The organism is Aeribacillus sp. SP014, assembly GCF_054055575.1.
Map to the genome: position 1 here is coordinate 3,768,230 of NZ_JBSRXI010000001.1, position 12,204 is coordinate 3,780,433.

The window sequence follows — 12,204 nt, forward strand, 5'->3', positions numbered from 1 at the left end:
TAAATAAGCCCTTTTTACATCATGCTATTATTTTTTACTTTTGTCTATAATGTTTCTTGCTACGTCAAAAAACGATTCAGATATGGTTGGGTGAGGATGGATCATATTGGTCAGTTCTTCTACAGTGCCTTCCAGGGATATGAAAGAGGAAGCTTCTGAAATCATTTCGGTCACGTGAGGGCCAACCATTGTGACTCCAATTATTTCTCCATATTTTTCATCATACACTATTTTTATAAATCCTGATGTGTCGCCAGAAACAAGCGCTTTTCCATTTCCGGCAAGATCAAATCTTTCAGCCTTTACTTGCAGCCCTTTGCGCTCGGCCTCCTCTTCTGTCAAGCCAACACTAGCTACTTCTGGAAGTGTAAAAATGCACCTGGGAACAACTTTTTCATCCATTTTCCGTTCACAGCCTGCTGCGTTCGATGCGGCAACAATTCCTTCCATATATGCCGCATGCGCCAGCAGATATCCTCCTATGACATCACCGACAGCATAAATATTCGGATAGCTCGTTTCCATTTTTTCGTTCACTTTAATAAAAGGCCCGTTTTGTTCTAGCTTTAATGCCTGAACGGCAGATAAATTAGGTTTTCTTCCAACGCTTACTAAAAGCGCCTCCCCTTCTACCGATACCGATTCGCCTTTTTCATTCAGACATTCGACAATGGTTTTGTCTCCGTTTTGTTTCACGCTTGTTACTTTCGCATCTGTTAAAATTTGGACTCCTTTTTTCTGCAGCGATTTAGCAAGCGCTTTGGAGGCGTCAGCATCTTCAGTTGGAATAATCCGTCCGGCCATTTCAATGATCGTTACATTTGTTTTTAGACTGGAAAAAATAGTCGCTAACTCCACCCCAATGACTCCGCCGCCAATTATGGTTAGGGAGCTTGGTATTTTTTCAATATCAAAAATGGTATCGCTTGTATAAAAAGACGCAGAGTCCAGTCCATCTATTGGGGGAACGGAAGGAGATGAACCGGTTGCCACAATAATTTTGTCTGTTTGAACACGTTCCTCTTTTTTATCCGAAACTACTTTTACAATATTTCCTTCTTCTACAAAGCCTTCTGCCTCATATACATCAATTTTTCCTTGCTTTAACAAAAACATAACACCGTTTCTGAGACGGGAGATGACTTCGTCTTTGCGCTTTTTCATTTTGTCTAATGAAATCGTGATGTTGTCCGTTTGAATTCCCCATTCTCTTGATAATTCAATTACCTCAATAATTTCAGCGTTTTTCAACCATGTTTTGGAAGGGATGCAGCCTCTATTTAAACATGTGCCGCCTAAAAAATCTTTTTCGACTAGCATTACTTTTTTTCCAAACCGAGCTGCATGAAGTGCTGCCATGTAGCCTCCTGGTCCACCGCCAATTACTGCAATATCATACGATTTTGTCAAATTGAGCCCCCTCCTTATAAGATCATTTCATACGGGTTTTCAAGAATGCGTTTTACTTCAGCCAAAAATTCTGCAGCAGGTGCTCCATCTATTACACGGTGATCAAAAGACAGGCTGGCTGTCATCATCGGCCGAATGACGATTTCCCCGTTGACTACTACAGGTTTTTCTTGGGTTCTACCAACACCTAAAATGGCTATTTCCGGCTGATTAATAATCGGTGTAAATACATCTATCGGATACATGCCGAGATTGCTGATCGTAAAGGTAGAGCCTTTAAGCTCGTCAGGCCGGAGTTTTTGTTCCCTTGCACGTTTGCTTAAATCTTTTGCTTCTGCACAAATAGCGGCCAATCCTTTCTGCTCAACTTGTTTAATTACCGGCACCATTAAACCGTCTTTTACCGCAACTGCCACTCCAACATTAACTTCATTTTTATAAATGATTTCATCATGCTCCAAATGAACATTCACTTCAGGGAATCGTGATAAAGCTGTACCGACTGCTTTGATAATAATGTCTGTATAAGTTAAACGGAATCCAGTTTGTTTTTCGACAACCGGAAGAAGCGCTGTTCTCATTTCGATTGCTTTTGTCATATCAATATCGCTGGCCAATGTAACATGTGGAGCAGTAAATGCGCTTTGCACCATTCTGTCGGCAACCACTTTCCGCAATCCGGATAGTTTCTTCCGGACTTCAGGCTGCTGAGCTTTCTGACTTGATGCTTGAATGGCGTTGATAACATCCTGTTTCATCACCTTGCCTCCTGCACCTGAGCCCTGAAGCGCCTTCAAGTCTATATTCTCATGCTCTGCAATTTTTCTTGCTAGCGGCGATGCTTTCGGTTGTGCCTTTTCTGTTTCTAAATATTGCTTCACATCTTTAAGGTGTATGCGTCCTTTTGGCCCGCTTCCTACAATGTTTCGAAGATCCACTTGCGCTTCTTTTGCTAAACGTCTTGCGGCAGGTGTGGCTCGTACTTTACCATTCTTATTGCTTTTTACTTCGACAGCGTCTTCGTTTGTTTCAGACTGTTCAGTCTTTTCACCGGATTGTTCGTTTGATTCCTCTGATAAAGCCGGCGGCTCGTCAGGAACCTTTTCCCCCGGTTCGCCGATATATCCGATCACTTGATTGACCGGAATTTGGTCATCCGGTTGGAAATATTTTTTCAACAATATTCCTCTGTCATATGCCTCAACTTCAATATTGATTTTATCGGTCATTATCTCAAATAACGGTTCGCCGATATCAACGGATTCTCCTTCTTCTTTAAACCATTGAAGGAGTGTGCCGACTTCCATCGTACTGCTCAGCTTCGGCATAAAAATTTCTTTTGCCATCGGTTCTCCCCCCTTTTTATTTAAATTGAACCGTTTCTTTTACTGCTTTTATAATATCCGGTACTTGCGGGACAGCTGCTTTTTCTAGATTCGGATTATAAGGAATAGGGACAGGTAGCCCGCCAAGACGTTTGATTGGGGCATCGAGATAATCGAAGGCCTCGCTCTCTGCAATGACACTAGCGATTTCACCGCCATATCCTCCGCGTTTTACAGCTTCATGGACGACTACAACTCTACCTGTCTTTTTCACAGATTCGACGATCGTTTCTTCATCCAGCGGGACAAGTGTTCTTGGATCGACAATTTCGACGTCAATTCCTTCTTTTTCAAGCTCTTTTGCCGCTTCTAATGCTTTATGCACCATAATCGCTGTTGCAACAATCGTCACATCTTTACCTTCCCGTTTAATATCCGCTTTTCCTAATGGAATCGAGTATTGTTCTTCTGGAACGTGGCTTTTTGTTTTGTAAAGGAGTTTGTGTTCGTAGAAAATAACTGGATTATCATCGTCAATCGCTGCTTTTAATAATCCTTTTGCATCGTAAGCTGTTGACGGCTGTACGACTTTCAGCCCCGGAATGTGCGCCATCCAAGCTTCTAAACTTTGAGAATGCTGGGCAGCTGCGCCTGTACCTGATCCGGCAGGAGTTCTTACAACCATCGGAACTTTCCCCTTACCTCCGAACATGTATCGGAGCTTTGCAGCTTGGTTCACAAGCTGATCCATAGCGATTGTGATGAAATCTGAAAATTGAAGCTCCAAAATCGGCCGCATGCCTGTCAGCGCTGATCCGACAGCCGCACCTGCAATGGCCGCTTCAGAAATTGGCGTATTTCTCACGCGTTCCGGACCAAATTCCTCGATCATCCCCCGCGTGACACCAAATGCACCGCCGTAAACCCCGATATCCTCGCCTAATATATAAACATCTTCATTTTTTCTCATTTCTTGACTCATTGCTTCTCGAACTGCTTCTAAATAAGTGATCTCTCTCATCGCTTTTCCCCTCCCTAAATTTACGCATAAACGTCTTCAAGCAATGTATCAACAGACGGTTCTGGACTGTTTTCCGCAAATTTAACAGCGTCTTCAATTTCCTGGAAAGCTTCTTCTCTCAGCTGTTCAGCCTTTTCTTCTGTTAATACTCCTTTGTCCATCAAGTACTCTTTAAACCGTTTGATCGGATCTTTTTTTCTCCACTCTTGCTCTTCTTCACGAGTGCGGTATTTTTTTGCATCGCTTTTTGAGTGACCTTTCCATCGATATGTTTTTGCTTCAATCAGCACAGGGCCCTTCCCTGATCTGGCATGTTCAACAGCTTCATAAACTGTATTCATCACTTCAAGCATGTCGTTTCCATCGATTACTTTGCCTGGAATACCGTAAGCCTGTGCACGATCTGCTATATTTTCAATATTGAACATTTCTTTTACAGACCCGCTCATTCCGTATTGATTGTTCTCGCAAATGAACACAACTGGAAGATCCCAAATGGAAGCAAGGTTTAATGATTCATGGAAGCTTCCTTCATTTGCTGCACCATCTCCGAAGAAGCACAATACAACATACCCCTCATTTTTCATCTTTGAAGTTAATGCCGCACCGACTGCCAAAGGAATGCCTCCGCCAACAATTCCGTTTGCCCCTAGGTTTCCTTTCTCTACATCTGCAATGTGCATGGAACCGCCTTTCCCTTTACAGTATCCGGTCACTTTGCCAAACAGTTCGGCCATCATTCTATCGACTGTTGCACCTTTAGCAATGCAATGGCCGTGACCCCTGTGCGTGCTGGTAATTTTATCTTTCTCTTGCAAAACGGCAATTGATCCTGCTGCTGTTGCTTCTTGTCCTACACAAAGGTGAGTCGTTCCATGAATCATCCCTTTTGCAAAAAATTGGTCGACTTTTTCATCAAAATATCGAATCAGCCACATTTGTTTATACAATTCAACTAATCTTTCATCCGTTATAAATGCTGGAAGTGCATGATTACTCATTTCTTCCACCTCTCCTTTACATTTGTTCTTTATAGTTACTTTTGTAATAAATATAGAGTTTTTTCCGAAAATAGTCAAGGAATATCTATATAAGCTTATTTATTGGAGTCTTTCAAAATAGTGGAAGTACTCAAGCTTCTTTCTTTTGTTTGGTAAACTAAAGATAATCGAGGGGCTGCAACCATGTTTTATGCAAAAAAATGGCTGCCAATTTGTAGTTATGGCAGCTCAGCTCTTTTAGACAAAATAGAAAACATACGAAATCAAGCAGAGAAAAACGGTTTATTGTTTTTTACTTGATTTATTTTGGGACTTATCAAACACCATCTTACACATATGATTAATTTTTTTAGGTCAAAGCATTTCCGCTGTTTTTTCATCTGTAATTAACACATTTATTAACTTCCCTTTTAAAACGGCTTTGATCGCATCGACTTTTTCCAGTCCTGCTGCCACTCCAATCACAAACGGAATTTCTTTTAATTTTTCAATATTAAAAGAAATGATTTTATCATTCCAAATATTTGAAGGGGCGCTTCCGTTTTCATCGATAAACTTATAGCAAATATCACCAACAGCATCGAGTTCATTAAAATATTGTCTATATTTTTTTCCCAGCTCTGATCTCGTAATGGTTGAGTGTTTAGGTGAACCGCCGATTCCTACAAGGATGATATCCGCTTTTTCGGCAAGGTTAAAAATGCTTTGTATAGATGTTTGGGTCATAAACAATTCCTTATCTTTTTTGCTGTCAGCCATCACAGGGGCATGGAGAAGCTTATAATTTGCCTTCAATTTTTCAGCAAACATCGAAACAAGAACATTGGCATGTATATCTACCCGTTCATCCCCCATTCCTCCTACAATCGGAACAAAGGTCGTGGAGGAATAATTAAGGTTAGCTGGCATCTGCTTCGCAACAGAAAGCAATGTCGTGCCAGAAGAAACCCCGACAATTTGTCCGTCTTTCAATATCCTTAATAAATATTTGCTCGCATATTCCCCGATATTTTCCAAATCCGGTCCGTTTCCTAGATTCGGAACGCAAATGACTTCCCGAAGTCCATATTTTTTTTCAATTCTTGCTTCTATATTCATGAGAGGATGATGGGAGCCGTCATGAATTTTAATTTCAACAATTCCCAATTCTCTTGCTTTTGATAAATATTTTGAGATCAGCGACCGGCTTACACCGAACACTTTTGCAATTTCTGATTGAGTAGCTCCTTCCGCATAATACATATGAGAAATTTTCACAAGCAGCCTTCTATCTTCCAATAATTCCCCACTTCTTTCTATAAAATCTAGGTTCGTATTAAATTATAATGGTAACAGAAAGAAAATTGTTATTTTTCAAAGCGAATTTCTTTTCCAACTTCTATATGTGGGAATGTAAAAGGCTCGACAAAAACAGCTCCTGGAAGCACATGTTCATTTGGTTTGGAAAAATAGATCGAAATATGGCCTAATTCCTTTAAATTTTTGTTTGCTGCCGAGCCGACTGCTGTGATGAAATATTCTTGATCGCCCCATATAATTTTTCCGCCCTCAACAAGCGGCTCATCCGACACATCGCCTTCAAATTCATGAATAACAGATACTTCTCTAAGCTCTTGAGGAGCATTAGGTCCAAAGAGAATTAAAACTTTTTCTTCTTCAAATGATGGGACTAGAGTACCGATTTCACGAATAATCGTTTTCGACATCTTATGATCCTCCTTGAAATCCTATTCATTATTGATACATGCCGATGCTTGCGGCATATGCGATTAAAACTGCAAGAACTCCTGTGATTAAACGGCTGTACAATACAGCTGGCACACCGTATTGAATCGTTTCTGGCTTCGCTTCTCCAAGAGACAAACCGACAGGGACAAAATCCGCACCCACTTGGCCATTAATGGCAAATAGAGCCGGCAAAGCAAATTGAGGTGGAATGTTGCCCGCTGCAATTTGGCTTCCAATTAATACCCCAATGACTTGCGCAATAACAGCTCCAGGACCTAACACCGGTGACAGAATCGGGATTGTACATACGATAACGATGACGATCAATCCCCATAAAGAACTGGCAAGAGGAGAAAGAGTATTAGCGATCAAATCACCGATTCCCGTATAATTAATTATACCTATTAACATACTAACAAAAGCCATAAATGGAATAATATTTTTAATCAGCATATCAACAGAATCGCGTCCCGCCTGATAAAAAGTACCAGTTACTTTTCCTATTCCTCTTGAAAACTTCATTAATATATTTTCATTGTTTTCACGGTGTTCCTTTTTTACTTGTTCGTATTGAGCTTTAAATGCTTCCTTATCATTCACATTGAATTTTGGACTGTCTTCTTGCTGCTCCGTTTCCGAAGCATCCGTCTGAATGTTTTGTTCTTCTGCTTCGTCCGCAAGATAAATATCCTTCACAGTAACACCCGATACAAAAATATCTTCTGTAATGTGTTTCGCCAATGGACCAGAAGGTGAAGAAGGAAGAATATCTACGGTCGGGATTCTTTTCATTGGATACAAACCAATTCTGGCTGTTCCGCCGCAGTCAATCACGACACACATCATTTCATCTTCCGGAACTGAATTTTTAAAACCATCTACAGCTTCAGTGCCTGTTAATTCTGCTATTCTCGCTGCTACAGGATGGATGCCGCCGCCTGTAATGGATACAACTTTTTGTTTCTTTCCTTTCGGTTCAATGCGCAAGCCTTTTCCCCAGCCGCCAGAACCTTTTGCAACAAAAACAGCTCGTTTTGACATATGTTCTCCTCCTCTTTAAAATTTGAACTCGCTTTCATCTTTGTCCAAAATTTAAGATTTCGCTTCCATTCTGCGTGCCAAAAATTTTGTTATATATTCCGTAATAATTCCCCGCAATAAAATAACTACGATCCCTACGAGAAAATAACGAACAGCAAGCTCTGACATAGAATAGCCCGCTTCTTTTATTCCGTTGGCAATTCCTAAATAGACAAATAATTCTCCTGCGTTTGCATACGGGAACAACGCCGTCACCGGATGAACAAACCGATACAGCTGAATCATAAAACGCCGGCTTTTGTTTTTCTGGCAAAAAGCGTCCAAACGTATAACACATCGGGTTTGTTAACAGCAATACTGATAATATCGGCATGACAGTATATCGTAACAGCATATACTTCGAAGCAAATTGTATCGCTCTATTAACCCGCTCTTCACCAATAAATTTAATAACTGCATAAGTAAATGTAAGCAAAACAACCAAAGTCGGGATAATGCCTGTAAACATACCCATAAACGTTTCTCCGCCAGCCTGGAACATTCCGATAAAATGTTCACCAATCCATTTCAACCATTCCATCTTTCACTTCTCCTTTCAGTGCATTTTATATTGAAAGCTTTTTCTTTGAAATGGAAACGATAGCATTTTCGGCCGCCATTGATAAAGCCGCCAAAAATGAAGGGATTTGCCTCTTCCTTCCTGCAGCATTTTCTGTGAATTCATGGTGATCATCCAAAATTTTGGCTACATGATGGCCAATGTATTTTTCATATTTTTTAAACTTTGAGAAAACTGAAATACCTTTTAGAATATAGCAATCTTCTATAACATAATCTTTGTTCACTACAATCATTGCCATAGCGCCGGAACTAAATTTTCGCCGATTCATGCCTGAGTACAAAAAATACCCTTCTTTACCCTTGTAATGGCTTACAATTTTGTCGACATATTTTTTATAATGTCTGACTTGTATAATTGTCGCCACATATTGAACTAGCAAAATCATGGTTAAAATGACAGCAAGCTTCAAAAAGAATCACCCCCTTTGTGCCGCATAAATACTTGTTTAGTTAGAAAATAGATGATCTTGAAGAGATCTTAATTTCCAAACGGTTGTGGCTGGATCTAGCTCAACATTATCTAATGTTAAAAATTGACCTTGTTTAATGGAACGTTTTGCAACAATGTTTCCACTGATTAAACCGATTGGGATGTGTGAATTTTTCTTCATCTCTTGATGAGTTTCAAGCACGCCTCTTACTGAGTAGCCGCCGATGCCATCAATGGCTTCTCCTGCTTGAATATCGCGCTTGGCAACAGCGACTGTTTCTGAAACTGGCGCCCCTAATGGATGAATCGATGTATCGTGTTGCAATACTGCTTTTGCAATCGTAATAGGAGTTTCTAAACTTGCTAGATGATAAGGCCGGTAAAGAACGTAATGAGGGCCTTTGCCAACTTTCAAATATCTTAATTCTGCATCTACAGGTTCTAATTCGCTTTTCACAATGACAAACACACCCGGTGCTAATCCGTTTACATATTCAACTACTCCGAATTGACTTAAAACACCGCCGTTTTCTTGTAAATTCAACTTGTCGGCAACCGTTTCCAAATTTGCTTCCACGCCGTGCATACCAACTTTATCTGGAATGAGACCTGTAGCGTTGCTTAATAAATTCATTTCAGCCATTGTTTTTGTGCCGTCTTGGAACGCTGCAAGCATATGGGCGCTCATATGTTTTTGAGCAGCTTCTTCCTTGCATGTATCCGGATTGGCGTTTGGTATGAACGGGTTGTTTTTCCCTTTCCCAGCAACAAGCACTTCAAGACCCATTGTCTTCGCAAACTCATACAGTTCAAGCGTTGCTGCCGGTTCATCTCCCGCAGATCCTGTATAAACTAATCCGGCTGATGTAAACAAATTGTGCATAATTGATCCGATTGTAATATCTACTTCAACGTTAAGCAGCACTAAATGTTTTCTAGATCTTAATGCTTCCAGTGAAATGTTTGCACCAACTTCAGGAACCCCTGTAGCATCTACAATGACTTCTACTTCATCAGATTGAATCACTTTTCGGTAATCACTGCTGACAAGAACAGGATGTTTTTTCGTTAATTTCGATTGATAATAGCTGCTGGCTCTTTCTGCCGCTTCAATATTGACATCACAAATCCCTCTGACTTCCATGCCAGGTATGCGTGAGATTTGGGAAATCAGACCGAATCCCATTTGCCCTGCACCAACAACACCTACTTTAATTGGCTGGCCGTCACGTTCCCGTGAAAGCAATTCTTGATAAATAGACATGTTTCCAGCTCCTTCTAGGCAATTTTTTGTCGTATGTGCATGTACTCTGTAACATTTGTTACGACTTATAACATTTGTTAATCGTTTGTAATCCTTATTATATTCCAGATGTTTAAAAAGTCAATAAATTCTTGAAAGTATTTTTCAAACTTTTTATACTTTGAAATACATATTAAAATTTGGTTATAATGATTTAAATCGTTGAAGATGTTTTATCAATTGTTGGCGTTTAGAAACATTTTTATAGAAGGAAATGAATGCAGCTTTGAATAATATACTTAGTGTAGAGAAGGATTTTGGAGAATTCATCCTTCATAAAAAGAGGTGAAGAACGTGGAAATTAAAGAAATGGAAGCAACGTTATTTTGTATTCATTGCAATGAGGAACAAGATCACATCATTACTTACATTAACGATAAAATTTCAAGGATAGAATGTGCAAACTGCCATCACACAGTTGAAATAAAAATTGATTTATTAAACGAATTTTATCATGAGGTGTATGAAAAAATTGTTCATAAACCGGCTGAGATTACAGAGGAATACCGGAATGACCTCAGTAAATTTTTGCTTTCCCTTCCGATCCGGATCATAAAAAAGCCTTACAGCATTTATAAATATATGAAGCAGACACGAGATGTTTTCAAAACATTTAAAGAGAAGCAAAAACGGAAGAAATAGCTGAAGCTTCTGGAGATTTTGTTAATAATATCAAAATGAAAGCTGCGATTCTGACGGGTGAACATAAAATGAAAGTGATGAAACAAGTGTCATATAGCATTCGCAGCTTCCATCATCTCAGAAATAAAGTGTTATTGCTCACTGATCCAACTTTTATACATACAAAAAACAGGGGCACTTCGCATCAAGTGCACCCCAATTAAAAATAGGCCGAAATAAGAAAGTAATTTTTAATGTTTGTTGTGCCTTCATCATTCGTGTGATTGATTATGTTACCTTACTTTATAAGGAATGATTATTAATGAAGCATATTTTTTATGTGAGACTAGTTTTTTTGTAACTGGAAGTTTTATGTTATTTATGCATCGATTAGTGGCTGAAGCAGCGAGATTTAGTCTAGGTATTGAGAAAACTCTTCATTTTAATCTTACACTATATATTCCGTCTATAGTATTTATAATTTTTGGAATAGTCATGATGATTAGTGTTATGATATACAGATCTATTAAAGAAAGAAATATGACCCGTTAAACACCAATAAATGACATAGAGCCTTAAATAAAAGGGGGCCCCAGATATTTGGACACCCTTTGTTTGAGCTGCTTCCTCTCACTTCTATATGACCATAAATTCTATGGATGTGACACAATTGCTTCCAGCATTCCTTCGATCGTAAAATCTCCCGTTCCACTCGGCATAATCAAATGATCGCCTTTTTTGATTTTATATGTTTCTTCGCCTACTGTCAGCTTTCCATCCCCTTGTATAATACTAATCAATAAAAATTGTTTATCGTGTGTAAAGTCCGTTTTCTCTTTAATTTCCCATTTATAAACCGTAAAATATTTTCCTTTAACAAAGGTTGTGATCGTACCCCCTTCCCTCTTTTCAATTACTGGCTCAAAAGAAGAGCTTTTATGGGGAACAGCTATGACGTCAATCGCTTTGTCTACATGCAATTCTCTTGTATTTCCGTTTTGATCTTTTCGATCATAATCGTATAGTCGATACGTTGTATCAGAGCTTTGCTGTGTTTCTAAAACAATCGTCCCTTCGCATAACGCATGAATTGTTCCGCTCGGCACATAAAAAAAGTCGCCGGGCTTTACAGGGATGCGCTTTAATAGACGGTTCCACTCTCCGTTTTCAATGAGCGAAACGAGCTCTTCTTTCGTTTTCGCATGATGACCGAAAACAATCTCTGCATTTTTTTTACAATCAAGGATATACCAGCATTCCGTTTTGCCGAGTTCCCCGTTTTCATATTGATTTGCGTATTCATCATCAGGATGGACTTGCACCGATAAATCGGCATTTGCATCGAGAATTTTGGTGAGAAGCGGAAAAACAGGGGAAGGATGATTTCCGAATAGTTCACGGTGTTGTTCCCATAGCTCCCCAACGTTTTTTCCTCGAAATGGACCGTTTTTCACAACACTCTGGCCGTTAGGATGGCCGGAAATCGCCCAGCATTCACCAGTATGTTTAGATGGAATATCATAGCCAAACAAATCTTTTAAAGCAGTCCCGCCCCAAATGCGTTCTTGAAAGACAGGCTGTAGAAATAACGGTTGGTTCATAAGAGGCCCCCTTTACTAAACTTTATGTTTCTTTTTCCTGACGCTTTGCAGCAAATTAAGAGCTGGCATCAACGCGGCTGCCACAACCCTGAATTATTTATT

11 protein-coding genes and 1 pseudogene are annotated in these 12,204 nt (G+C 39.6%); 1 reads left to right on the top strand and 11 read right to left on the bottom strand.

What is annotated here, in order from left to right:
• Nucleotides 1-27: 27 nt before the first annotated feature.
• The 10 genes and pseudogenes from lpdA to ACVIJU_RS18430 all read right to left on the bottom strand — a co-directional run bounded on the left by lpdA (nucleotide 28) and on the right by ACVIJU_RS18430 (nucleotide 9,841).
• The gene (gene lpdA, locus ACVIJU_RS18385) at nucleotides 28-1,410 is read right to left on the bottom strand and encodes a dihydrolipoyl dehydrogenase (RefSeq protein ID WP_456687872.1); all 1,383 of its coding nucleotides are present in this window, start codon (nucleotides 1,408-1,410) and stop codon (nucleotides 28-30) included.
• A gap of 14 nt (nucleotides 1,411-1,424) precedes the next feature.
• Nucleotides 1,425-2,756: a dihydrolipoamide acetyltransferase family protein gene (locus tag ACVIJU_RS18390; RefSeq protein WP_340807240.1), complete on the bottom strand. Its 1,332-nt coding sequence runs from the start codon at nucleotides 2,754-2,756 to the stop codon at nucleotides 1,425-1,427.
• Between the two features lie 16 nt (nucleotides 2,757-2,772).
• Nucleotides 2,773-3,756 carry an alpha-ketoacid dehydrogenase subunit beta gene (locus tag ACVIJU_RS18395; RefSeq protein WP_063386333.1) on the bottom strand — a complete coding sequence of 328 codons (984 nt, stop codon included), beginning with the start codon at nucleotides 3,754-3,756 and terminating at the stop codon, nucleotides 2,773-2,775.
• Between the two features lie 20 nt (nucleotides 3,757-3,776).
• The gene (pdhA, locus tag ACVIJU_RS18400) at nucleotides 3,777-4,757 is read right to left on the bottom strand and encodes a pyruvate dehydrogenase (acetyl-transferring) E1 component subunit alpha (protein WP_456687873.1); all 981 of its coding nucleotides are present in this window, start codon (nucleotides 4,755-4,757) and stop codon (nucleotides 3,777-3,779) included.
• A 354-nt stretch (nucleotides 4,758-5,111) separates the two neighbouring features.
• Complete coding sequence (locus tag ACVIJU_RS18405) at nucleotides 5,112-6,035, bottom strand: sugar-binding transcriptional regulator (RefSeq protein WP_232515658.1); 924 nt, start codon at nucleotides 6,033-6,035, stop codon at nucleotides 5,112-5,114.
• A gap of 68 nt (nucleotides 6,036-6,103) precedes the next feature.
• A complete protein-coding gene (locus tag ACVIJU_RS18410; protein WP_063386335.1) occupies nucleotides 6,104-6,463 on the bottom strand; it encodes a PTS glucitol/sorbitol transporter subunit IIA in 360 nt (119 codons plus the stop codon).
• A 28-nt stretch (nucleotides 6,464-6,491) separates the two neighbouring features.
• Nucleotides 6,492-7,526 (bottom strand): PTS glucitol/sorbitol transporter subunit IIB, encoded by a 1,035-nt coding sequence (gene srlE, locus ACVIJU_RS18415; protein WP_063386336.1) that lies wholly within the window; start codon nucleotides 7,524-7,526, stop codon nucleotides 6,492-6,494.
• A gap of 51 nt (nucleotides 7,527-7,577) precedes the next feature.
• Nucleotides 7,578-8,106 (bottom strand): annotated as a pseudogene (gene srlA / locus ACVIJU_RS18420) (PTS glucitol/sorbitol transporter subunit IIC).
• 25 nt (nucleotides 8,107-8,131) lie between these two features.
• Nucleotides 8,132-8,557 carry a transcriptional regulator GutM gene (locus ACVIJU_RS18425; protein WP_456687874.1) on the bottom strand — a complete coding sequence of 142 codons (426 nt, stop codon included), beginning with the start codon at nucleotides 8,555-8,557 and terminating at the stop codon, nucleotides 8,132-8,134.
• Nucleotides 8,558-8,593: 36 nt separating this feature from the next.
• Nucleotides 8,594-9,841, bottom strand: coding sequence for an NAD(P)H-dependent oxidoreductase (locus ACVIJU_RS18430; protein WP_456687875.1), 1,248 nt, complete (start codon nucleotides 9,839-9,841; stop codon nucleotides 8,594-8,596).
• 333 nt (nucleotides 9,842-10,174) lie between these two features.
• Between ACVIJU_RS18430 and ACVIJU_RS18435 the strand changes: the two genes are divergently transcribed.
• Entirely contained in the window at nucleotides 10,175-10,522 is a 348-nt protein-coding gene (locus ACVIJU_RS18435) for a hypothetical protein (RefSeq protein WP_063386339.1), read from the top strand.
• A gap of 632 nt (nucleotides 10,523-11,154) precedes the next feature.
• On the opposite strand, the gene manA is transcribed toward ACVIJU_RS18435, so the two are convergent.
• On the bottom strand, nucleotides 11,155-12,102 hold the full coding sequence (gene manA / locus ACVIJU_RS18440; RefSeq protein WP_456687876.1) for a mannose-6-phosphate isomerase, class I: 948 nt from the start codon (nucleotides 12,100-12,102) through the stop codon (nucleotides 11,155-11,157).
• Nucleotides 12,103-12,204: the final 102 nt, after the last annotated feature.

What these genes read in the sequence shown, in the direction of transcription:
- srlE (WP_063386336.1), bottom strand. Translation starts at nt 7,526, where the DNA reads ATGTCAAAACGAGCTGTTTTTGTTGCAAAAGGTTCTGGCGGCTGGGGA.
- pdhA (WP_456687873.1), bottom strand. Translation starts at nt 4,757, where the DNA reads ATGAGTAATCATGCACTTCCAGCATTTATAACGGATGAAAGATTAGTT.
- ACVIJU_RS18410 (WP_063386335.1), bottom strand. Translation starts at nt 6,463, where the DNA reads ATGTCGAAAACGATTATTCGTGAAATCGGTACTCTAGTCCCATCATTT.
- manA (WP_456687876.1), bottom strand. Translation starts at nt 12,102, where the DNA reads ATGAACCAACCGTTATTTCTACAGCCTGTCTTTCAAGAACGCATTTGG.
- ACVIJU_RS18395 (WP_063386333.1), bottom strand. Translation starts at nt 3,756, where the DNA reads ATGAGAGAGATCACTTATTTAGAAGCAGTTCGAGAAGCAATGAGTCAA.
- ACVIJU_RS18430 (WP_456687875.1), bottom strand. Translation starts at nt 9,841, where the DNA reads ATGTCTATTTATCAAGAATTGCTTTCACGGGAACGTGACGGCCAGCCA.
- ACVIJU_RS18390 (WP_340807240.1), bottom strand. Translation starts at nt 2,756, where the DNA reads ATGGCAAAAGAAATTTTTATGCCGAAGCTGAGCAGTACGATGGAAGTC.